Source organism: Pseudochryseolinea flava (assembly GCF_003286915.1).
Taxonomy (GTDB): domain Bacteria; phylum Bacteroidota; class Bacteroidia; order Cytophagales; family Cyclobacteriaceae; genus Ohtaekwangia; species Ohtaekwangia flava.
Genome location: NZ_QMFY01000016.1, coordinates 93,983 through 118,571, shown reverse-complemented (window position 1 = coordinate 118,571; position 24,589 = coordinate 93,983). Strand labels below are relative to the sequence as shown.

General features: G+C 43.7%; 19 protein-coding genes. 12 read left to right on the top strand and 7 right to left on the bottom strand.

What is annotated here, in order from left to right:
• Positions 1-22: 22 nt before the first annotated feature.
• Entirely contained in the window at positions 23-1,507 is a 1,485-nt protein-coding gene (locus DQQ10_RS23195; RefSeq protein WP_112749322.1) for a dihydrolipoyl dehydrogenase family protein, read from the bottom strand.
• 211 nt (positions 1,508-1,718) lie between these two features.
• Between DQQ10_RS23195 and DQQ10_RS23190 the strand changes: the two genes are divergently transcribed.
• On the top strand, positions 1,719-3,719 hold the full coding sequence (locus DQQ10_RS23190) for a sensor histidine kinase (RefSeq protein WP_112749321.1): 2,001 nt from the start codon (positions 1,719-1,721) through the stop codon (positions 3,717-3,719).
• Complete coding sequence (locus DQQ10_RS23185) at positions 3,694-4,287, top strand: phosphatase PAP2 family protein (protein ID WP_112749320.1); 594 nt, start codon at positions 3,694-3,696, stop codon at positions 4,285-4,287. Before DQQ10_RS23190 ends, DQQ10_RS23185 begins: the two co-directional genes overlap by 26 nt.
• A 7-nt stretch (positions 4,288-4,294) precedes the next feature.
• Here DQQ10_RS23185 and DQQ10_RS23180 read toward each other — a convergent pair whose 3' ends face one another.
• A complete protein-coding gene (locus DQQ10_RS23180; RefSeq protein ID WP_112749319.1) occupies positions 4,295-4,888 on the bottom strand; it encodes a riboflavin synthase in 594 nt (197 codons plus the stop codon).
• 104 nt (positions 4,889-4,992) lie between these two features.
• Between DQQ10_RS23180 and DQQ10_RS23175 the strand changes: the two genes are divergently transcribed.
• From DQQ10_RS23175 to DQQ10_RS23155, 5 genes are all read left to right on the top strand, one after another.
• Positions 4,993-5,547, top strand: coding sequence for a hypothetical protein (locus DQQ10_RS23175; protein ID WP_133259739.1), 555 nt, complete (start codon positions 4,993-4,995; stop codon positions 5,545-5,547).
• 1 nt (position 5,548) lies between these two features.
• Positions 5,549-5,833, top strand: a complete 285-nt coding sequence (locus DQQ10_RS23170) for a winged helix-turn-helix domain-containing protein (protein ID WP_112749317.1) — start codon at positions 5,549-5,551, stop codon at positions 5,831-5,833.
• Between the two features lie 4 nt (positions 5,834-5,837).
• Entirely contained in the window at positions 5,838-6,377 is a 540-nt protein-coding gene (locus DQQ10_RS23165) for a DUF1579 domain-containing protein (RefSeq protein ID WP_112749316.1), read from the top strand.
• A gap of 137 nt (positions 6,378-6,514) precedes the next feature.
• On the top strand, positions 6,515-8,068 hold the full coding sequence (locus DQQ10_RS28250) for an FAD-dependent oxidoreductase (protein ID WP_112749315.1): 1,554 nt from the start codon (positions 6,515-6,517) through the stop codon (positions 8,066-8,068).
• A 62-nt stretch (positions 8,069-8,130) separates the two neighbouring features.
• Positions 8,131-9,165 (top strand): DUF72 domain-containing protein, encoded by a 1,035-nt coding sequence (locus DQQ10_RS23155; RefSeq protein ID WP_112749314.1) that lies wholly within the window; start codon positions 8,131-8,133, stop codon positions 9,163-9,165.
• 73 nt (positions 9,166-9,238) lie between these two features.
• On the opposite strand, the gene DQQ10_RS23150 is transcribed toward DQQ10_RS23155, so the two are convergent.
• Positions 9,239-10,768, bottom strand: coding sequence for a RagB/SusD family nutrient uptake outer membrane protein (locus DQQ10_RS23150; protein ID WP_112749313.1), 1,530 nt, complete (start codon positions 10,766-10,768; stop codon positions 9,239-9,241).
• A 21-nt stretch (positions 10,769-10,789) separates the two neighbouring features.
• Positions 10,790-13,912, bottom strand: a complete 3,123-nt coding sequence (locus tag DQQ10_RS23145) for a SusC/RagA family TonB-linked outer membrane protein (RefSeq protein WP_221409778.1) — start codon at positions 13,910-13,912, stop codon at positions 10,790-10,792.
• A gap of 419 nt (positions 13,913-14,331) precedes the next feature.
• Between DQQ10_RS23145 and cysS the strand changes: the two genes are divergently transcribed.
• The 4 genes from cysS to DQQ10_RS23125 all read left to right on the top strand — a co-directional run bounded on the left by cysS (position 14,332) and on the right by DQQ10_RS23125 (position 18,670).
• Complete coding sequence (gene cysS, locus DQQ10_RS23140; RefSeq protein ID WP_112749312.1) at positions 14,332-15,837, top strand: cysteine--tRNA ligase; 1,506 nt, start codon at positions 14,332-14,334, stop codon at positions 15,835-15,837.
• 82 nt (positions 15,838-15,919) lie between these two features.
• Positions 15,920-16,168, top strand: a complete 249-nt coding sequence (yidD, locus tag DQQ10_RS23135; RefSeq protein WP_317047963.1) for a membrane protein insertion efficiency factor YidD — start codon at positions 15,920-15,922, stop codon at positions 16,166-16,168.
• Between the two features lie 91 nt (positions 16,169-16,259).
• Positions 16,260-18,005, top strand: a complete 1,746-nt coding sequence (locus tag DQQ10_RS23130) for a GMC family oxidoreductase (RefSeq protein ID WP_112749310.1) — start codon at positions 16,260-16,262, stop codon at positions 18,003-18,005.
• An 11-nt stretch (positions 18,006-18,016) separates the two neighbouring features.
• A complete protein-coding gene (locus DQQ10_RS23125; protein WP_112749309.1) occupies positions 18,017-18,670 on the top strand; it encodes a gluconate 2-dehydrogenase subunit 3 family protein in 654 nt (217 codons plus the stop codon).
• Positions 18,671-18,707: 37 nt separating this feature from the next.
• Here DQQ10_RS23125 and DQQ10_RS23120 read toward each other — a convergent pair whose 3' ends face one another.
• The 3 genes from DQQ10_RS23120 to DQQ10_RS23110 form a co-directional block, all read right to left on the bottom strand.
• Positions 18,708-20,471 (bottom strand): chloride channel protein, encoded by a 1,764-nt coding sequence (locus DQQ10_RS23120; protein ID WP_112749308.1) that lies wholly within the window; start codon positions 20,469-20,471, stop codon positions 18,708-18,710.
• A gap of 125 nt (positions 20,472-20,596) precedes the next feature.
• The gene (locus tag DQQ10_RS23115; protein ID WP_112749307.1) at positions 20,597-21,016 is read right to left on the bottom strand and encodes a hypothetical protein; all 420 of its coding nucleotides are present in this window, start codon (positions 21,014-21,016) and stop codon (positions 20,597-20,599) included.
• Between the two features lie 99 nt (positions 21,017-21,115).
• Positions 21,116-23,566, bottom strand: coding sequence for a ligase-associated DNA damage response DEXH box helicase (locus tag DQQ10_RS23110; protein WP_112749306.1), 2,451 nt, complete (start codon positions 23,564-23,566; stop codon positions 21,116-21,118).
• 81 nt (positions 23,567-23,647) lie between these two features.
• On the opposite strand from DQQ10_RS23110, the gene DQQ10_RS23105 reads away from it, so the two are divergent.
• Positions 23,648-24,529, top strand: coding sequence for a MerR family transcriptional regulator (locus tag DQQ10_RS23105; RefSeq protein WP_112749305.1), 882 nt, complete (start codon positions 23,648-23,650; stop codon positions 24,527-24,529).
• Positions 24,530-24,589: the final 60 nt, after the last annotated feature.

Genomic DNA, 24,589 nt, shown 5'->3' with positions numbered 1-24,589 from the left:
GGAGCATTACACTCCCTATTCTCTAAAATTTGATATCGGCATAGATACCTGCCGTGCTTGTTCTACACGACAATTTTCCTTTCAATGCGTGGGGCTTAAACAACGACTTACCCAAAAGCATACGCACACATTCCTGAATGCCTTCCGTTATCGATGGATGCGGATGAACGCATTCTGCAAGTTCTTCTATTCCTTTATCCATGGAAATGAGCAATGCAACGGCTTGGATGGCGCTTGAGGCATGATTACCAATAACCTTCATGCCTAGAATTTTCATGTGCACATCATTCGTGACCAATAACTTGATAAAGCCTTGCGTGTTTCGTTTGGCGATTGCACGAGGTATACAACTGTAATCTAACGTGACGACCTTATAATCAATCCCCTTTTCGCGCGCGGTAGTTTCGTTAATTCCTACACCGGCAACCTCGGGGTTGAGAAACATAATTGTGCTTATATTTTCGTAGAGCAGTTTACGCTGAGGATCACCAAATATTTTTTCAACCGCGTAACGTCCTTCTAGCTCACCGACATTTACAAGTGATATATCGGCGGTAATATCTCCAACTGCATAAATGTTACTCACATTGGTTTGTGTATCGTTATCTTCAATACCGCGCTTCGAAATACTGATGCCCACGGAGTCGTGCCACAGGTCTTCGTAGTTCGGCGTTCTCCCCACAGCAACCAATGCCTTCTCAACATTAAAAACTTCTTTGCTGCCATCATTGTATTCGAGCTCATACTCCACGCGACCATGTTTGATCTCCATCCGCACCAGTCTTGAATTACGGTGAATAAGAACGCCGCTATTCTCCATATTACGCTCGATCACATTCACAATGTCTGCATCTTCGAATGGCAGAATGCGATCGCCTTTGTCGATGAGGTGTACTTTCGTTCTTCCGAAACCAGAAAAAATTGTCGCATACTCGCAACCAATTACCCCGGCACCGACAATCACCATGCTTTCAGGAAAGTCCTCCATCCCCTCGATACCGTCGCTCGTCATCACAATCTTTTCGTCGATGGGAAGTTCTGGAAGATGACGAGGTCTACTACCGGTAGCCAATACGACGTAGTCTGTCTTAACAATTTCTTTCTCAAAATGTCCAGCATCAATTTCTACTTCGTGCTGGCTAACCAAACGCGCTGTTCCCTTTTTAAACGTGAGATACTCGGAGTGTCGGGCATCTGCAAGGTTTGCCATGTGATCTTCAAGAAGCGACTTCCGTTCATCTACTGCACGGCGTACTTCCGATTGGATTTCTTTGTAATTGATCTGCGGTCCCTGTAGATTAAAACGCTTGATGTTCTTTAAGAAGGATGCCGTTTCGCGCGAAAGTTCCCACCACGTTTTTGACGACAATGCTCCATTGGTAACCCCGGCGCCGCCAACATTAATTCTCTCGATCAACAATACTTTTTTCTTGAAATCAATGCCGCGCATAGCAGCTGCGTATCCTGATGGTCCTGCACCAATCACGACCAGATCAAATTTCTCCATAAGATGTAAAGCAAACTTTAGTTCATTTTAAAGTTAGCTATCTGAGGTCAGTTAACCGTAATACTCGATTAGTTTTTAATTCATCCCAATCATTCCCCAGAAAAACACCCCTATCTATAACTCGTGTGGATAACCGAGAACTACACTCAAGTTGTTGATAATTAACTACCTTTACCTGATATTAGGTAGTTTGTAAGATATCGGCAAGGTCATGAGCCTTTGGAGTAAGATCACAAATACAGGAGTTAATTTTGCGCGGACCCCAGCCGAACGTCGTGGCATTTCGTTAGCCAATATCATTAGCGCAATTTTAGTTGGCGCCCAAGTCACACTATTCCTCCTCTACTACCAGTGGTACGGATGGAGCGCGATCACCGCCGCGATGCCTATTTTCATCTTTTTTTACCTCATTCCCATACTGCTAAACAGAAGTGGCCACACCATACTCAGTCGCGCATGGTTAAGCATTCTGATCCCGGTTATTGTCACTGCACTTTCGATCTATTCAAAAACACTTTATTACGAAAGACAAGAAGAACTCGACTACTTTACATTTCGCTTTTTTATCCTTGCCGGATGTACATTTCCGCTCATGTTATTCTCCATCCGAGAAAAAGGATATCTGATCTTGTTCCTCGCGTTCGATTTTTTAACGCTACTCTGCTTCGATCCTCTTCATTATATGTTTGGTGTGCCCTATGCGAAAGAATCGCTCACCATTTCACACTACTATTTCACCAACGTAGTGATCTCCATTACATTCTCGCTTATCGCTGGCGCGATCTGGTTTATGAAACGCCTCTCCGAAAAATTTGAAGAGAAGAATCAATTATTGATCGCTGACCTCAATAAAAGCAACGATCAACTGGTTGAAAAAAATGCAGAGATCGAGGCACAAAATCAGGAGATCATTGCGCAGTCGGACAATCTCAACTACAACCAGCAGAAACTCACAGACGCGTATAATATCATCGAAGAACAACGAAGCCTGCTGTTGAGACAAAACAAAAACTTGTCGACAGAGTTGATTAAAAAGAATCAGGATTTAACGGAGACCAATACAGAACTCATTAAACACAACAATGAGCTTCGACAATTCTCTTATACCGTATCGCATAATTTACGTGGCCCCGTCGCGAGTTTACTAGGATTGATTTCGCTGCTGCGTGAAGAACAATTAACGCCGCATGATCGTGAAATCTCTATTCACTTAAAAACATCTGCTCAACGCCTCGATACGATCATCAACGATCTTGGAAAAATTATCGACATCCGTCATGACATTTTCCAGATCAGACAAAAAGTAAACTTGCTGAGAGAAGTCGATGAGATCACACAAGTGCTGCAAAAAGACATCGAACAATTCGACGTCAAAATAGAAAAACACATTGCTACAACCGACGAACTATACTCGGTTCAGCCGATGGTTCACAGCATACTCTATAACCTTATCAGCAACGCGATCAAATATCGCTCACCAGAAAGACGCCCTGTAGTAGAGATTACCTTCCGAGAAAATCCACAGCATTATATCATTGAGGTAGGAGATAACGGACTTGGTATTGATTTGGAACGCTACAAAGATGATCTATTCAAACTCTATAAACGTTTTCATTATCACACCGAGGGTAAAGGGCTCGGACTTTATCTGGTGAAGCTTCAGACCGAAGCACTCGGCGGATCAGTGCATGTTGATACAGAAATCAATAGATCGACACGCTTCACCGTGTACCTTCGTAAGCCAATTAATATTTCACGGCAGGTATTGTACAAAGAAGACCACGCAGAAATTTTCTTTGACGCACAGATTAACTCAACGGGCATTATTTGGAAGGGACCTGTGACGAGCACACAATATCGCAAGGTATTTCAGAAATGTTTAGATTTCGTGAAGGCCTATAACACACCTAACTACATTGCCGATCTATCAAACCAAGGAATTATCGCCCGTGAAGATCAACAATGGATGTTTGACAAGATTCTTCCTGAGGCATCACACAATGGACTTTCACGCATTGCTGCTATTCGCCCCGATGCAACTGAACCATTAGTAAAAGAATATCTTGCCGGTATCAATCAAACGTTATCTTCGCTGGGTGTTCATCAGGAATTTTTCCTATCTATGGACGAAGCTGTAACTTGGATTGAACGCGAAAATGAAAAAGCAGCGCTTAGACAAATGACAAATGGAAAAGATCATAGAACTCGATAAAAAACTATTACTCTTCCTCAATAGTTTTCACGCCCCCTGGCTTGATCCTATTATGCTGTTCATCACGCATACAACAACGTGGATCCCGCTCTACCTATTTTTGGTGTACCTTATCTCGCGTGACTACAAAAAAGAAGTTTGGATCATTCTGCTTGGTATTGTCCTTACAATTTTACTTGCCGACCAAATTACAGCGAGTATCATGAAGCCATATTTCGAAAGATGGCGGCCTTCGAGAGAACCAACACTCCAGGGACTGGTGCATCTTGTCGATGGTTACGTTGGTGGCAAGTATGGATTTGCGTCGAGTCATGCCGCTAATACATTTGGTACAGCAACATTTTTCTTTCTGCTTTATCGACATTCCAAAAAGTGGATTGTGATTTTATTCTTGTGGGCCGCTGTGATGACGTACACGCGCATCTATCTTGGCGTTCATTACCCTGGCGATATTCTCGTTGGCGGAATAATCGGTGTGCTCTCGGGCATTGCAGGATTCAGATTAACGAAATGGATCGCACGCAAGCGCGATGTACCGCTGGTTACATTGCAAAAAGTAAACGCTTAGCGAAAGTTTAAGATTTATTCATGCGCATCATTCGTTGGATGTATTTACCAACGATATCGAATTCCAAATTCACAACGCTTCCTGTTTTCAGTTGATGAAAATTTGTGTGCTCATGCGTATATGGAATGATCGCCACGGTAAAACCGTTGTCACGTGAATTAAAGCATGTTAGACTTACACCATTTACAGCAATCGATCCTTTCTCGACTGTTACATTACCGAGTGAAGGATCATATTGAATATGATATAGCCAACTGCCGTCTTTGTTTTCGATTGATTCAACCACGCCTGTTTGATCCACGTGCCCCTGGACAATATGTCCATCAAACCGTCCATTGTTGAGCATGCACCGCTCTAAATTCACTTTGTCCTTAACTTGAAGATTTCCAAGACACGATTTGATGAGCGTCTCCTCAATCGCCGTTACCCGATATTGGTCGCCTTGAATTTCCACTACGGTCAAGCAAACGCCATTGTGCGATACGCTCTGGTCGACTTTCAATTCAGGCGTCAACACGCTTGAAAACCAGAAATGACGATTTGATCCCTCATTTTGAATAGCCTTCAGCAAGGCAATTGATTCAATAATCCCTGTAAACATGGCCGAAATTACGCTAAAAATGGTGTTTTAAAAATATTATGGTTTATAATATAAACTAGTTTATAACAATTGCGTATTTATGTGGTATGAAACCAGAAGCACCCATGACAGCCGAACAAAGCCTTGCATTAATCACCAGGATGATTGATCAGGCAAAAGGAAATGTAACGCGCAATGCGTTTTACTTTTTACTCTGGGGTTGGATCGTGCTGATTGCCAACCTTGGAATGTTTGTATTAATCAAACTCTCTTATCCGTATCCATTTGCGATATGGTTGATCACAATCCCGGCTTGGGCTTACACTATGTACGCGTCTTTCAAGCGCCAAAAAGAAACATCGGCGTTAACGCATCTCGACAGCATCAGTGGATGGCTGTGGATTACGTTTGGTGTCTGCATCATCACATTGATTGCATTTGGTTATCGCATTAACTTTCAAATCAACCCTGTGATTTTGTTGTTCTGTTCCATTCCTACATTTATGTCGGGTGTTATTCTGCGTTTTACACCTTTAAAATTCGGCGGCGTAATGTTCTGGATATTCGCAATTGTGAGTTTCATCGTCGGACATGAATATCAATTCCTCAGTGGCGCAGCAGCAATTGCGTTCGGCTATCTTGTGCCAGGATATTTATTGAAGCGCAAGGAATCACAATAATATGTTTGACGAACTCGATCCACTACTCCACTCACAATTACGTCTTGCTGTGATGTCGCTGCTGATTAGTGCAGAGGCTGCCGAATTCACTTTCTTGAAAGAAAAAACAAATGCGACCGCGGGTAATCTCAGTGTGCAGCTGGACAAACTTCAGGAAGCAGGATATATCACGGTGGAGAAATCTTTCAAAGGAAAAAAACCATTGACCACTTGTCGCATTACAACAAAGGGAATTCAAGCTTTCGAAAAATATGTGAACACGCTAAAACAATACATTAACAAATAACTTTATGAAAAACCTCATCATTATTATGATTGCTTTTTTTGGTTGCTACACCAGCACGGTGATTGCACAAGAAATGGGTGACAAAGAAAAAATGAAAGTCTTTGAAGGATGGGCTGGTCGTTGGCAAGGCGAAGGTGCCATGCAAATGGGTCCGGGCGAACCGAAGAAATCCAAAGTCGATGAAATCGTTCAATTAAAACTTGATGGCATGGTGCTGCTTGTAGAAGGTAAAGGTTTTGTGGTTAATCCCGCAACCAAAGAAGAGACTGTTGTACACCATGCACTCGCTGTTCTCTCCTATGACAAAAACACTTCGCAATATAAATTCAAGACATATTTAAAAGATGGTCGCAGTGCCGATGCGTGGTTCACCGTTCTCGGTGATAACAAATTCCAATGGGGCTTTGATGTTCCCGGACGAAAAATCCGCTACAACATCACGATCGATTCTGCTAAAAAAACATGGAACGAAATTGGCGAATCATCGGTCGATGGAACTAACTGGGGGAAATTTTTCGAAATGAATCTCACTAAAACGGAATAGGCTTTCATAAACCAAACCGCTGTCGACGTGTGAGAACCTTGTACGCGACAGCGGCATTCGTACAACAAATACTGCTTTGCTCAACAGGCAACGTTGGCTTCACATTTTAACACCAAAGGTAATCAAACACATTACCTATGATTGCACGAGACGGAGCACACGAAAGCCTTTGGCAACAAACAACATTCGAATATCATTCGACAAGCCAGTGGAAAAACAATCAGCAGTTTGATGTCGCTATTGTCGGCGGCGGTATCACCGGTATAACGACTGCCCTATTGCTTCAGCAGGCAGGAAAAAAATGTATCATTCTCGAAGCACAAAACATCGGTTTCGGCACCACAGGTGGAACAACGGCCCATCTCAACACATTGCTCGATACGCCATACCAGACGATTATTAAAAACTTTGATAGAAACAGCGCTAAAATGATAGCGCAGGCAGCAAAAGATGCTATCAGCCTAATTCGACAACACGTAGAGATTCACGATATCGACTGTGGCTTCCAAGAATGTAGTGCGTATTTATTTGCGCAGGATGAAAAACAAAATAAAGAACTTGATAGCACAATTGAGGCAACCCTACACGCGGGTGTTGTGGTGAATGAAGTTCATGAAATCCCCGTTCCCATTAATTTTACTCGTGCTATCGAAATTCCGGGGCAGGCAAAATTTCATCCCTTACGCTATGTCTATAAACTTGCGCAAATATTTATTGAGAATGGCGGAGTGATCACCCAATATTGCCGTGTTACGAACGCCGAGAGCAAGGATGACGTTGTGCATGTCGAGACATCCATCGGCAGTGTAACGTGTAATACATTGATTTACGCAACGCACATTCCGCCGGGCATAAACCTTATCCATCTTCGATGCTCGCCATTCCGTTCATACGCGATGGCCGTGCAACTGAAAGATGCAAAATATCCAGAGCATCTGGCGTATGATATGTATGATCCGTATCACTATTACCGTACACAGGAGATTGACGGCAAATCATACTTAATTGTTGGTGGTAACGATCATAAAACGGGTGAAGAAAAAAACACCGAAAGCGTTTTCCTAAATCTCGAAAGTCACGTCCGATCCTACTTCAATGTTGAACGCACAACGCAACGATGGTCGTCACAATATTATGAACCGGCAGATGGCATTCCTTATATTGGTGTTCTGCCAGGCAATTCAAAAAATATTCTCGTTGCCACAGGGTTTGGCGGAAACGGGATGATATATAGTGCCGTAGCCGCACGCGTACTGACCGATATAATCACACTTAACGAGAATGCCTTGATCGATTTGTTCTCCCCGTCCCGCATCAAACCAATTGCCGGCTTCCAGAATTTTGTATCACACAACGCCGACGTTGTGAAAGAGCTTTTCAAAAAATTAAAGCCCATCGAAACGCTCAACAGTTTTGCCGACTTAGCTCCTGGCGAAGGAAAGGTTGCTAAGATTGAAGGCGAAACCGTTGGCGCTTATAAAGATAATAACGGCGCGATACATTTAGTCAGCGCGACCTGTACACACATGGGCTGCCCGGTGCATTGGAACAGTACGGAAAAATCGTGGGACTGTTCTTGTCATGGTGCGCGTTATTCTGTTGATGGAAAAGTGCTAAACGGACCGACAGATCGAGATCTTAACTTGGCCGTAATCACTGGTGCGAAAGAAAAAGTAAATACAGAACATTGACCACGCGCTGTTAAAACGAGATGCATGGCCATTGAAAACACGTTTTTACTTATCTTTCCTTTATGGAATTTGGACGCATTACTACCGACGAACTCTCAGGTGTAGATTTCTCTCTCCCTGCAGACCGCGCTGATACAACTCGCATTTTAGCAGCCTCATCATCCCTTCATCCAACGCCACAGATTTTTGTGGGATGCGCAAAATGGGGACGAAAAGATTGGGTTGGAAAAATTTATCCGAAGGGAACGAAAGATGCTGACTTTCTAAATCACTACGCAAAGCATTTCAACTGCATCGAATTGAATGCGACGTTTTATCGGATGCCAACTTTCGCGCAAACGTCAGGATGGAAGAACAAGGTAGGACCTGATTTTAAGTTTTGCCCTAAGTTTGTTGATCAAATCACACACATTAGACGACTGAAGGAAACGAAAGAACTACTCGACAGATTCTTCGAAGGTATTTCAGGGTTTGGCGATAACCTTGGTCCCATTTTCTTAATGCCACACCCCGGCATGGGGCCCAAGACGCTCGAGACGATCGAAACCTTTCTTCAATCACTACCGAAAGACATACAGGTCTTTACTGAACTTCGCCATACGCAATGGTTTGAAGACCAAGTAGCATTCGACAACGTTTTTCACATGTTAGAGCGCCAAGGATCAGGCGCGATTATCACAGATGCTTCGGGCCGACGAGACTGCGTGCATATGCGATTAACGACGCCAGAAGTTTTTATTCGATTTGTCGGCAATGGACTTCATCCGACCGACTACACCCGGGTTGATGATTGGGTACAGCGGATCAAAAGCTGGATGGCACAAGGTATACAGAAGGTATACTTCTTTATGCATCAACATGAAGAACTACACTCACCCGAGTTGAGTAAGTATGTTATTCAACAGTTGAATTTGCATTGTGGGTTGTCGATACCGGAGCCGGTATTTGTAAAGGCCGAGCCTTCAATTTTGGAAGCAATTGATGCAGCAAAAAGAACTAAGAAAATCCCCAATCAAAATTCCGCTTCAAAAAATAACAAGACAATGGTAGCTAAAGCGAAACCAGGGGCGAAAAAGAAAGGGGCACGAGAGAAATAAAAACGTCTCTTGACCGATTATTTAGCAAAAAAGGACGCCGTGAACGGCGTCCTTTTTTATTAAGGACGATATCTTAGTAACCAGGATTTTGTTCCAGTTTATAAGCATTCACGTCATTGTATGGAATAGGCAGAAGTTCGTGAACACCTGTCTGAAATCCAAGTGCTCCAAGTTCCTCATCAGCCAGCCCCCAACGCACAAGATCTAAGTATCGGAACCCTTCAAATGCAAGTTCCAAATGACGCTCCGTTACCAACGCGGTAAACAATGCATCGTCTTTTACAGAAACTGCTAATGGCGCCAAATTTGTCCCTGGTCGTTGTCGAACTTGGTTGATCAGGTCACGTGCAGCGTCTTGATCATTGTTTCTGAAGTTCGCTTCAGCAGCCATCAATAGAACGTCGGCGTAGCGAATTACCCTGACGTTTGTGCTATAGTTCAACTGCGGCGTGGCTCCGTCATCACCAGTAGTTGCCTGGGCGAATGAACCATATTTACGCTGCCAGTATCCTTCGACATCCCAAGCATCACCAACAAATTTACCACCTCCGGCTTCAAGTTCTGCTTTTGAGAAAATTGTAACGCGTCTTCTATTAACATCACCCGCTGCGACAAAGGCGTCATACATTTTTTTCTTCCCTGCATTCATCCCCCAACCAGCTTGCAAAGAGTCTCCAGTCATTGGGGTATACATACCTTCACGAGGGCCCATCAATTGCACGTGAATGTTACTTTCCGGACGATTACCCCAAGGGAAATTGCCCCAAGTATACTTTTCGCTGCTCACGAATGAGAATTCAAACAGCGATTCTGATCCAAACTCACCAGTTCTGTCAAACACGGCTTGAAGAGATTCTTCGAGGGCATACTCATCCGACGAGATTACGGCATTAAACGCTGTAACAGCGGCGGCCCACTCTCCTTGATAGAGATGTGCTTTTCCAAGTAATGCTTGTGCCGCGCCTTTTGACCAACGGAAAGTATCTGCTGCATCATAGTCGCTTTTCACCGGCAACACCAAAATTGCCTCGGTCAGATCTTTTTCGATCAAAGCGTACACTTCATCTTTCGTAGCACGTTTTGTCGTTGTAAACTCTGACTCAAGTACATCATCCAGAATAATAGGAACACCTCCCCAAAGCGATACCAACTCAAAGTATGCATATGCTCGGAGTGTCTTGGCTTCCGCGAGCAGTCTTTTGCTATAATCGGAACCAGGTTCAACATTGTTTAACACTTTATTGGCACGGTAGATTACACTGTACAGGTTAGCCCAATACGCAACAACCTTATCGTTTTGCGAACTTACAGCAAAGTCATCAAGCGTCTGATAACCTACTTGGTCACCATTGTTAGCACCGCCAGCATTACTCTCGTCAGATGGCATCGTCTTGATCATGAGTGAACTTGCCCAAATGGTATTGTATTCAGCACCCAACATATCATAGGCTGCAATCACGCCCTGCGCGGCATCCTCATCTGTCAGGTAGAATGCTTCTTCAAAAAGTTGACCGTTGACAGTTTCGTCCAAAAAATCATCACATGCTGATACGCCCATCATCGCGGTCAGCACAATACAAGATTTTAATATTATTTTTTTCATACGTGTTTCTTAGTTAAATTCTTAGAATGTGAAAGTAAGACCTCCCAAGAATGTTCTCGGAACAGGATAAATACCGCGGTCAATGCCTTGGCTTCTATCATTGTTACTACCAGCTTCTGGATCTAGACCAGGGTAATCTGTGAATGTGAAGAAGTTATCTAAAGAGATGTACGCACGAACATTCTTCACTTTCATTTTGCTTGTCAACGAATTCGGGAGCGTGTATCCAAATTGCAACTGACGAATGCGCGCAAACGATCCATTGAAAATCATATAATCACTGCTGTAAGTTTTCTCGTCTCCAGTGTTAGCTTTGAACCAATCATTCGTGGGATTTTCGGGAGTCCAAGCATCCGTTAAAAAGAACTCTGGTCTATTCGCTCCTTGACGGTCTGTTCTGTTAAAGCCCATTAGGATATCATTTCCTCTTTGTCCTTGAATGAAAAACAAGAAGTCAAATCCTTTGTAGGCCAAACTTACACGACCACCATAATAGAAATCAGGAATCGGATTACCGATCATCGTCATATCTTCCGGTGTGATACGACCATTACCGTCACGATCAACAATTACTGGCATACCAAGCGCACCAGAGTAGCCCGTATAGATTTCATCGTTGTAAGCATCAACTTGCTGTTGTGTCTGGAAAATTCCGTCGGTTTGATAACCTCTGAAATACCACACCGGATAACCTTGTTTGAAAGCTGTTGCTCCCCCCCATCCTGTACCAACGTTAGCGCCTAAGATCTCAGGTACCGCTGGGTGAAGATAAGTAACCTCGTTATCGAGCGTCGTCATGTTTACAGAGACTTCATACTTCAACTGACTTTGTCCATTATCACGATAAGCGAGTTCGAATTCAAACCCTTTATTTACAACATCACCGCCGTTAAAGAATGGAATTCCGTTACCAGCAAATCCAGGAGGATTACCTTGCGTGATAAGGTTTTTTGATTTTTTGTTAAAGTAATCTGTAACAAACGACAGGCGGTCATTCATAAATCGAAGTTCCAAACCAATATCTATCTGTTCGCTAGTTTCCCACGTTAAGCTTCTATTTTCCAAGTTTGTAGGAGCAGCACCGATAACGTACAATCCATCATTGGAAGGGTAACGAATCTGACCATTCACATTCGTCGAGATCGCCTTCTGCCAGATGCCTGGGTATAGTCCTGCCAAGCTACCATTTTGTCCCCAGCTCGCGCGAATTTTGGCAAAGCTAATTGTTGATCCGAGGCTCTCACCAAAAAAATCTTCCTCAGAGACCACCCAACCCAAGGAGACCGAAGGGAAGGTACCCCATTTTTTCCCATCTGCTAGCATCGACGAGCCGTCTCGACGAAAGGTCACAGCAGCCAAATATTTCTCTTTGTAGTCATAGTTTACTCTTCCAAATACTGAGACAAGTGTACGTGTTTCTTGGTTACTTCCGATTCGGTCAATGGCGTCAGGAACAAAGTTGCCATAAGACCACTTATCTTCTTCTCTGAACAATCCAGAATACGATCCACCCAAAGTATTATCGGTAAGCTTCTGTTGGGCTCCCCCCGCTAGGAACTTAAAGTTATGATCGCCGAAAGACTTGTTGTACTCACCAAAAGTTTCCCACTGCCAAGTATACCATTCCTGCCAAGCATCGGAACCTGTTGGTGTACCATTGTTGCTTTCTGGTGAATACCAATTTGTAGGATTCCAGTTGTGATTGCGTTGGAATGCTGCATCGATCGAGAAGCGAGTTGTTACTGTCAAACCAGTAATCGGGCGTACTTCAGCGTAGACGTTGCCCAACATTTTGTTTTGAACCGTTCTGCCCATTGATTGATCAATTCTAGCAAGCGGATTGCCATACTCGCCTTGCACATATGGAGAAATACCATACAATTCACCATTTCCATTGCGGACCAAAGCACGATTCGCTGCAATTGCATCCTTTACGTGCTGAGGGTAATTTGTTGGATTGATACCAGCATACGTTACAGGTGTTGTAGGATCAAGTGCAATTGCGCTGCCTATAAGCGATCCGAATTCCGAGTCCTCAGCTAAACCTGCTCTATTAGTACGTAAAATTGAGAGGTTCTCACCAATTGTAAGCCATTCTTTTAACTTGTGCGACGTATTTACACGAATAGAGTAACGGTCAAATTTCGCTTTGTCTCCACCGGCAATACCTTGCTGCTTAAAAATGTTCCCACCGACGAAATAGGTTGATTTATCAGTGCCCCCGCTGAAATTCAGGGAATGGTTTTGTTGTGGCGCATTTTTAAACACCTCATCTAACCAATCTGTCCCGTCACCCGACGTACCCACGTAAGGCCGTGCACCTTGTCCGGCAGCTTGCTGATATTGTTGATACTGCGGCGCATTCATCACCTTCAAACCATTTGGTCTAACAGATTGCACACCAATTTGGCCGTTGTAGGTTATTTCAGAACTATTTGAACGGCCTTTCTTCGTCGTAACGATAATCACACCGTTCCCCCCCTCAGCACCATAAATTGCGGTCGATGCTGCATCTTTTAATACGTCGATACTCTCAACATCACTGAGCGATAGAAAATCCATGCCCGCAGCTGATGTTCTCACCCCATCAATAATGTATAGCGGGTTTGAATTGTTATTGGATGACACACCACGAATACGGATTTTAGTTGCGGCACCTGGTGACCCTGATGTAGGGGAAATATTAACCCCAGGCGTTCTACCCTGCAAGGCTTGATCAATGCGGCTTACAGAAACTGTGCTAATATCTTCCGATCTAACAGACGAGATTGCACCAGTCAATAGGGCTTTCTTCTGTTCACCATAACCGACAACCACAACTTCACCAAGTTGCGTAATATCTGACGCTAGGGTTACGCTAATTGATGTCTGCGTACCGACAGCAACTTCCTGGGCCAGATAACCGATAAAACTGAACACTAATACTGTGTTGTCATCAACATTGCTGAGTGAGAATTTACCCTCAACATCTGTTACTGAACCATTGGTGGTTCCTTTCACGACGACGTTAACACCGGGGAGTGGTTGTCCACTTTCGTCGAGCACTGTCCCTGATACGGACCGATTTTGCGCGGTGAGCACCGAGGCGCTCAAAAGCAATGCAAGCACTGCTAAACTCAATTTTTGGTAGAGTTTTTTCATCATTATTTGGGTTTTGAATTGGTTTAGTTGCCATCATTCAAACAACACCTCAGTGTATTATATTGAATGATGGCGCGCACAAGCTATAAAATTTGGTTTCAACCGATAGCATAATCGAAAACAAAATTAATTCAAACGTTTGTGAAACCGATTGCGACTTCCTTACCAGTACCTATTCCGAGATCGTTTTCGACAACTACACGCACCTGATTTATAAGGTATTGGCGTCAAAACGGCGATGCTTAACTTTAGTGTATATATGACACCTATCATCGTGAACACATAATATTTCGCGCTTCCTTCCAGGGTGCGATTGTCATCACAGGGGGTGAACAAGCTTGGGCGATTACTCGTACAAACACTTTTTAAATACAGGTCGACAACAGAAATGAAAAAGCCCTATTTTCGGCCGACTTTTAATTATGATGCTTTACGATCAATACCCTGTGCATTTGACCAATTCGGTCGGCGGAAAAAAGGAACAGTTTATACCCGTAAATCCAGGACATGTGGGTATGTACGTCTGTGGACCTACAGTTTACAACGATGTCCATCTTGGAAATTGCCGCACATTCTTGACGTTCGACATCGTCGCGCGCTATTTCCGTTATCTAGGCTACAAGGTTCGCTACGTCCGTAACATTACCGATGTTGGGCATTTAGAAAATGATGCTGATGAAGGTGAAGATAAGATCGCGAAAAAAGCGAGGCTCGAACAGCTTGAACCGATGGAAATCGTCAAGCACTATACTGAAGGGTTTCATCACGTGATGCGACAATTTAATATCCTTCCGCCAAGTATTGAGCCTTCTGCTACAGGGCATATTGTCGAACAGATTGAAATCACAAAAAAGCTCATTGACAATGGGTTGGCCTATGAAACAAATGGGTCCGTCTATTTTGATGTACTTCGTTATAATAAAGATCATCACTACGGCATTCTATCGGGACGTGTTGTTGAGGAGTTAATGGAAAGTGGTCGCAAGCTTGACAGTCAGGATGAAAAAAGAAATAAAGTAGACTTCGCGCTGTGGAAGCGTGCGTCTCCTTATCACATCATGCGTTGGCCTTCGCCGTGGGGCGACGGGTTTCCTGGATGGCATATTGAATGTACGGTAATGAGTACAAAATATCTCGGTGAAGAATTCGACATTCATGGTGGTGGTATGGACTTAAAGTTTCCACATCACGAATGTGAAATTGCGCAAGCTGTTGGTGCCAATGGTAAGGATCCTGTTCGCTACTGGCTTCATTCAAATATGCTTACAGTGAACGGGCAGAAAATGAGCAAATCGTTGGGTAACTCATTTTTACCACACGAACTTTTCTCTGGAAACCATCCACTCCTTGAGAAAGGATTCAGCGCAATGACCGTACGATTCTTCATGTTGCAATCACATTATTCAAGCACACTCGACTTTTCGAGCGAAGCATTGCACGCCGCCGAGAAAGGTTTTAAGAAACTCTCCAACAGCTTGGGTATTATTAAAAAACTTACTTACTCAGGAAAAGGAGAAGGAAAAACACAGGTTAACGAAGAGTTCTCGCGCCTTGTCTTTGAGTTGCACACGAACATGAGTGACGATTTCAATACAGCCAAAACATTGGCGGTACTTTTCGAAATGTCATCACGCATCAATGATTTGAAATCGGGGAACATATCCATGACCGATGTTAGTGAGGAAAAATTCAACATCTTTAAAGGCAGCTATGTCAAGATGATGGAAGATGTACTCGGACTACGTGAAGAAGCAGAACATAATCATGAGTTACTGAAAGGTGTCGTGAATGTATTGATCGAGCTTCGGAAGAAGGCTCGTGAACAGCGTAACTACGCACTCTCTGATACAATTCGCGATGATCTTAAAAAATTAGGCGTACAACTGAAAGATGGTAAAGACGGAGAAATGACGTTTTCTGTTGAGTAAAACTTGCGCTCTAGTGTCTTGCATATTGTGGGCATTCGAACTTACTGGCTAGCGCCGACTACTAAATGATAAGGTCATTAACGTGCTAAAGAAAATTTTCATCCTTCCCATTCGATTTTATCAATGGGCCATTTCGCCAATGCTGGGAACACACTGTCGTCACACACCGTCGTGTTCGCAGTATGCAATCGAGGCTATCCTGGAATGGGGCGTGATCAAAGGAATATGGCTCGGTGCAAAGCGAATAGGTAGATGCCATCCTTGGGGTACAAGCGGATATGATCCTGTTCCCAAAAAGCACGACCACACGTCTACCGATCATCATCATTAATCCCTACATCAAATCATTTGCCGTCAGCTTTTTCGCGCGAAAAAGAGTAGCTTAGAAAATCGATTTAGCAAAAAAGTCGATGCCCTGAACTATGCCTGATTTTCAAATTAAAAAAACTTCTAAGTCGTATGACGTATGCATTATCGGCTCTGGTGCCGGTGGCGGCATGGCGGCATATGTTTTAGCCAACGCGGGCATCAAGGTAGTGATGCTGGAAGCTGGGCCAATGTACGATCCGCGGAAGAACGTGACGCAGTTGAAATGGAACTATGAATCACCGCGTCGCGGTGCAGCAACATTTACGCGTGGATTTGGCGACTTCGACGCTGCTTACGGTAGCTGGGAACTTGAAGGCGAACCTTACACGCATAAAGATGACACCAAATTCGATTGGTTCCGCTCGCGCATGTTAGGGGGCAGAACAAACCACTGGGGAAGAATCTCACTCCGTTTTGGTCCAAAGGATTTTAAACGCAAAAGCATTGACGGGCTCGGCGACAACTGGCCAATCGGATATGAAGACGTTGCTCCTTACTACGACAAAGTTGATCAATTGATCGGCGTGTTCGGGAGCAAAGAGGGAATCGAAAATGAACCTGACGGGATATTTTTGCCACCACCAAAACCACGGCTGCATGAATTATTCATTCGCGATGCTGCAACTTCGATGGGCGTTCCGGTTATACCTTCTCGCCTATCGATCCTAACAAAACAACTCCCGAACAATGATAAGCGTGGCAAGTGTTTCTATTGCTCACAATGTAATAGAGGTTGCCAAGTATATGCGGATTTTTCTTCATCATCGGTATTGGTAAATCCTGCACTTGAAACAGGTAATGTTGATGTGATTGCTAACGCGATGGCGCGCGAAGTATTGACGAATGAAAAAGGATTAGCAACTGGCGTTTCTTATGTGAGCAAAGATGACATGCAAGAGTATGTAGTCAACGCACGCATTGTTGTGCTTGCTGCAAGCGCATGTGAATCCGCGCGACTACTATTAAACTCAAAATCTACCTTTCATCCAAACGGGCTTTCGAATTCAAGTAACATCGTCGGAAAATATCTTCACGATTCTACCGGCGCTTCTATGGGCGGGATATTACCGAAGTTAGTCGGGCGTAAACGTTACAACGAAGATGGTGTTGGCGGCATGCACGTGTATACACCTTGGTGGCTCGACAATAAGAAGTTAGATTTTCCACGAGGGTACCACATCGAATATGGTGGAGGTCAAACACAACCAGGTTATGGTTTCGGTTTTGGCATGCATAAACACAATGGAAAATATCCGGGGAGAGATGGTAATACAAAACCTGCGGGTGGCTATGGTGCATCGCTGAAAGATGACTATCGCTATTTCTATGGTGCAACGTTCGGGATGGCTGGACGCGGCGAGGCGATTGCACGAGAAGATAACTATTGTGAGATCGATCCTACAACTGTCGATAAGTTTGGAATACCCGTACTTCGCTTCAACTATACGTGGAGTGAGCATGAAATCAAACAAGCTAAACACATGAAGGAAACCTTTGAGGAAATCATTCATAGGATGGGTGGCGTTGTCACGTTTGGGAAGAGCGGGCCTGAGAATAATTATGGCTTAGAGAATCCAGGAAGAATCATTCACGAAGTGGGTACTACACGCATGGGCGACGATCCTAAAAAATCTGTTGTCAATCGGTACAATCAGGCACATGATTGTAAAAATGTATTTGTTGTTGATGGAGGACCATTTGTATCACAAGCGGACAAAAATCCGACATGGACAATACTTGCACTCGCGATGCGTGCGTCGGAATACATCATTGAAGAAATGAAGAAACAAAACATCTAACCAGTACGACCATGGATAGACGAAAATATCTCAAAACATTGGCCGCCTCAACAGCAGGCTTAGGCCTGTTATTTCATGCGTGCAAACCGGAAGACGCTGCTAAAACTGCCCCGCCAAAAGCGCCTGTGAATTACGACCGAACTCCCGTTGAACAAGAACGCGAGCAAAAATTATTCACGGAACAGTTCTTTGATGCGCATGAAATGAAAACCATCACAATTCTTGTCGACATCATCATCCCCAAAGATGAAACTTCTGGTAGCGCATCTGACGCAGGTGTTCATGACTTCATTGAATTCATCGCGAAAGACATGCCACGATATCAAATACCATTGCGTGGTGGTTTGAAATGGCTCGACGTGCAGTGTATGAAACAATTTAATGCCGATTTTGCGTCACTCAATGCAACACAGCAAGTTCAGATTATCGATCAAATAGCATATCCTGAGCAAGCTAAACCAGAGATGCAACAAGGCGTTGCGTTCTTTAATACAATGCGTGACCTCACGGCATGCGGTTTCTTCTCAAGTAAAATTGGGATTGCTGACATTGGATACAAGGGTAACACTCCCAATAGCTGGGACGGTGTGCCTGCAGATGTCTTAGAACAGTATGGTGTGAAATACGAAGAGCATCGGCTTGACAGCTATGTGAAGCACACATAGCTCAAATTCAACGCCGCACCTACAAATAAATAATGTACTATACAGAGCGGACAAGTTCCGCTCTGTATTTTGTTAACAAGCTTGACTTAGAAACGAAACCAACGTACTTCCCGCCATCAACCACTGGAAGATTCCATTGATTGGTTTCCTCGAATTTTAAAAGGACATTGTGAACATTCTCCGTGCATTGAATAACGGCAGCTGGTGTCGTCATGAGTTCGCGCACAAGCATCTTCTCTTGATGCTCTGTATTAAACATGATGTTACGGATGTTATCCATGTAGATTAATCCAAGTAGTTCATCTTGGTCGTTTACTACTGGGAAAATATTTCGCGTAGAAATTGCAATTACATTGATAAGATCTTTCAACGTCGCATCCGGATTAATCCGTGAAAAGTTTTTCTCGATCAACTCGGTGAGATCAAGTTTATTCAACAGGAAACTATCTTTGTTATCGACCGGTGAATTCAATTTTGCGGCGAGCTTCTTCCCTTCCATCGACAATGGCTCTAAATAGTGCGACACCAGCGTACTTAAAGCAGCAACAATCATCAGTGGTATCATTAATCCATAACCACCCGTGATTTCAGCAATAAGAAATATGGAAGTCAATGGTGCATAGAACACCCCACTTAACACACCCGCCATAGCAACCAATGTAAAATTCGTTTCAGGAATTCGGCCCAGTCCACTGATGTTTACCAACCTTGCGAATACAAACCCTAAATACGCGCCAACAAAAAGCGAGGGACCAAAACTTCCACCATTACCACCACTTCCAATTGTCACAGCGGCTGCAATTATTTTCATAAAAATGAGTGCACCTAAGAACATCAAGAGATGCGTTTCATTTCCCATAAACTCGTAAAGGATACTTGTTTTAATAAGCTCTTCCGGATTAAGCGCAGCAAGTGATTTTATGGTTTCATATCCTTCGCCGAATAAAGGCGGAAACAAAATCATCAAACCAAATAATAATATTCCACCTGCCGCAACACGAAGCCATGTTTGATCAACGGCCTTCATGCGTTCTTCAATCCAAGTAAACACGCGCGCGTATAATACGGACACTAATCCGGCTAAAACACCCACCACTACATAAAACAAAACGTTTCGATAATCGAAAGGCTGCTGCAATGAAAATGAAAGTAAAATACCATCGCCAAGAATGATTTTCGAAAGCAATGCACCCGACGCTGCCGCAACAATCAACGGAATAAATGCAGATGCTCCTACATCGGTGAGTAAAACTTCGATTGCAAAAAGAACGCCTGCAATCGGTGCGTTAAATGCGGCTGCAATACCAGCTGCCGCACCACAAGCTAGAAGAATAGTTCTTTCCTTATACGATAACCGGTAGGTATTGCCGAAATTTGCACCTATTGCCGAACCTGTGCTAACCATAGGCGACTCCAACCCTGTCGATCCGCCAAAACCAACAGTCAATGCGCTGGTGACCATGTGCGTATACATGTTCTTTAATGGGAGAAGACTGGATCTTTTTACGATCGCAAAAACGACCTCTGCACTGCCTTTCGCAAAATGTCCTTTTAGTACAACCTTGATGAAAATGACTGTGAGTATTAATCCGATCAGCGGACACAGTGCGAAGAAGAAAAACTCCTCATATGTTAAGGCATACATCGATACAAGTGAGCCGATGTAGTGAACAAACGATTTCAATACGACGGCAGCCAACCCTGACGAAAGGCCTACGACGATACTCGATGCAATAAAAAACTGCCGTGGTGAAAGTTTATCCTTGAGCTTAAATACGACGCGTTTGAAACCCTTGTACATTAATCTATCTTTCTACAGTCTTGAATTTTTAAATATAGTAGAAGATCGCGGTTTCCATGTCAAATAAATGTAAAAGTCACCGTTAAAATTGTAGCTGCGGCGGCATGAACGTCGACTACTCGAAATCATTCAGACTTTGTGCCGTTTCTCATCGACATCATCGTATAGAGACTAACGCGCTTCGCACGGACGTTCGAAGACAAATCACGCAAACGAAGGTGCCACTGTTTCTGGATCAATAATCTAAAAAGACGAACCTTCAACTTGGGGAATTCTTTTTGTATGTACGCCTTCAATACTTTGTTCACAACTTCGAATACCACGAATCCAATCACAAGTGCGATCACCCACTCCAACCAACCAAATGTTTCTTTACTGACAACTGTTTTCTTTGCCGTTAATCCCCATAAGTTGCGTAGGCCCTTTGTTTCGAAAAATCTCGACACCAGACCCGATGCCGACATACCGATCAGAAATCCTAAAAAATTTCCCGTGAGTGATTCGTATAAATAGCGTGCTATTCCCTTTCGCGTAACCAAAGCCATGTCAATCAATTTGATTGGCAATAACGTATGCTCTCGCGGAAATCAAAACCGAACATCTGCCAAAAACTTACATCTATCGAATTGCCGCCAAACCAACACTTATTCCGCGTATTGAACAACCATCTTCCGAATACGGTCTTCGATCTTTTCCGTAGTCAGTTTTTCGCGTAATCGATCGACCATAATTGGGAACGCGAAAGGCGTTGGTTTCACCGGCCGCGTAATCACAATCTTCTGCTGGGCTATGCGCTTCAACGCTTTTCGAAGACGCGCTTCTTCCAATTGAAAATCCATAACTTCATCAAATGCCTGACGCAATAAAAGATTGTGCGCTTCATAATCGTTGAACACATTAAAGAAAAGCTGAGATGAAGATTGAAGGTGTCTGTCCTTCACAGGCTTTCCTGGGAAACCTTTGAAAACAAGACCAGAAATAGCGGAGATATCACGAAATTTCCGCCGCGCCATTTCGGTAGAATTGATACTTGCCTGAATGTCTTTCAACAGATTGTCTTCCCCTAATACATCGGTTTCGACAGCTTCCTCAATGGGGATAGGTTGATCTGATAACAATTCAAATCCATAATCATTCATCGCGATGGAAAAGGTTATCGGCTGAATTTGCGCGATGCGATAAGCAACCAACGCAGCGATACCTTCATGCACAAACCTTCCTTCGAATGGATACATCAATAAGTGATACCCTTCATCACTCTGAAAATATTCAATTAAAAATTCCTTCTTACCTGGAAGGTGTGATCTGTCTCGCTGCAGTTCAAAGAGGGGTTGTAGAAATTTCAGTTCTTCATCTTTCTCTCGACCTTGTACCACTTCATCAATTTTATTTCTGATCAACTCGCTCATTTGCGATGACAGCGGCATCCTTCCCCCTTGCCACGAGGGAACAAGTCCAGATTTTTTGTTCGACTTCCGTACCTGCACTTCCATGTCTTTGATCCGAACCAGTTCAAGGTTTCTTCCTGCAAACCAAAACACATCGCCTGGATTCAGTCGTGAAATAAAATACTCTTCAATAGTGCCAAGATACTTCCCGGATACGAATCGAATATGCAGGGAACTGTCGCTCACGATTGTGCCGATGGAAAGTCTGTGGCGCATAGCGATGGTTCGATTCTCAACGCGATACACACCGTTTTGAATAATTACTTTTCGATATTCATCGTATGCTTGCAGCGAATCACCTCCCGTTGTAATAAAATTCAACAGCCAATGCCACTCATCTTCGGTCATGGTAGAGAAACTGAAAGTCTTCACTATCTCGGGATAAATTTCTTCTGGTTTAAATCCATCGGATACCGCGAGTGTTGTAAGGTATTGCATCAGCACATCGAACGATCTAACATACGGATATCGGTCTTCCACAATCCTCTTATCAATCGCCTCACGGATTGCAGCAGCCTCCATCAATTCTAATGCATGCGTTGGCACGAAATGAATTCTGCTGGTCGCGCCAGGTTGGTGACCACTTCGTCCTGCACGTTGAAGAAACCGCGCGATGCCTTTAGGTCCCCCGATTTGAACAACGGTTTCCACGGGACGAAAGTCTACACCAAGATCAAGACTTGATGTGCACACAACCGCCTTCAACTTCCCCTCGTGAAGTTGTTCTTCTACCCAGTTTCTTAACTCTTGGCTAATCGATCCATGATGCATTGCAATAACGCCTGAAAGCTCTGGCGCCACATCCAACATTTTCTGATACCATATCTCTGCAAATGACCGGGTGTTGGTAAAAATCAATGTCGTGTTACTGGCTCTCACAATATCCACCACCTTTTGAAGCAGTAAAATCCCAAGGTGTCCTGCCCAAGGCATTCGATCGAGCGAGTCGGGCATCACGGAGACAACCTCGATTACTTTTTCGATATCTGCTTTTACAATCGTAAATCTCTTTTCATGGTAATAGTTGCCGAGTAAAGCATGCAGTGCTTCATCCATATTGCCAATGGTTGCCGAGATGCCCCATACCTTTAATTCTGGTACGATGGATTTTAATCGCGACAACGCAAGTTCAACTTGGACGCCACGCTTGGATCCCATGAGTTCATGCCATTCATCGGCGATCACTACTTTTAACGTTTGAAAAAATTCTGGATAGCCCTTGCTGGCCAATAACAGATGCATGCTTTCAGGCGTGGTTATAAGTAACTCGGGAGGTTTTTCCTTCTGGCGTGCGCGTTCTTTTACGGATGTGTCGCCAGATCGTACGCCCACTTTCCACGGGAGACCCAATCCTTGAATTAAACGATTTGCAGATAGCTCAATTTCCTTCGACAACGCTCGAATTGGCGTGATCCAAATCGCCTGAAGTCCATTATTTCTTTTTGTTTGCCAGTCGGGATTATCGCGAATGAATTCCAGCATGACGGCCATCATCAGTGAATAGGTCTTTCCACTACCGGTGGGTGCGTTCACCAAGCCGCTCTGGCCATCGAGGTAAGCGTGCCAGGCCTCCAACTGAAAAGGAAAAGCTTTCCACCCCCTACTTTCAAACCATTCTTTTCCTAACTTTAAAGAATCCTTCGCCATGAAAAATAAAGTTATAATTTCCGGCCAAGGCAGGAAAACAATTTACCCATCAACCTGTTTAAAGGTTGATAAAAGTAGATCATGGGGAAATATTCCATAAAAGATCTGGAACAACTCTCGGGAATTAAGGCGCACACCATTCGTATTTGGGAGAAGCGACATAACCTCATCAGCCCTAGCCGAACTGAAACCAATATCCGATTCTATTCCGATGAAGATCTGAAAAGAATTATCAACATCTCTTTACTAAACAACTACGGAATAAAAATCTCGCGCATTGCAAGCATGACCGATAAAGAGGTTCATGAAAAAGTGTTAGAGATCAGCGAAATCAAAAATGAAGCAACAATCCATATCGATCAATTGGTGGTAGCCATGATCGATATTGACGAAGCACATTTCGAAAAAATTCTAAACACACTCATCCTTCGCTACGGGTTCGAGAAAACGATCACGGAGATGATCTATCCATTTCTTGAAAAAATCGGCGTACTCTGGCAAACCAAAAACATCACACCAGCGCACGAACATTTCATTTCTAATCTAGTCCGACAAAAAATTATCGTTGCCATCGATGGATTAGCATTACCGCCAACGTCAGCACATCGCGTATTGTTGTTTCTTCCAGAAAACGAGTTGCACGAAATTGGACTATTATTTTATCACTATCTGGTCCGAAAAGCCGGCTACAGAACATATTACCTTGGGCAAAACGTACCCCACGATGACCTCATGAAAATTGTCGAAATCCATCGACCGCAAACACTTATTACTTCCATTACATCGCTGCCCAGCAAACCAATCGATCAGTATTTTCAACGACTTACCAACGACTTCCCCGACCTATTGATCCTCGCCTCTGGTTTACAGATACAGCGCTACAAAGGACTGAAAGTCAACAACATTCAAACTTTTTCCACCGTCCTTGAGCTGAAAAACATTCTTCCCACGCTGGCCAAGTAACGACTCTCAACCCCGCTATTGAAATCCTTTAAGTTAATTTTTGTTTAATGTTCTAACATT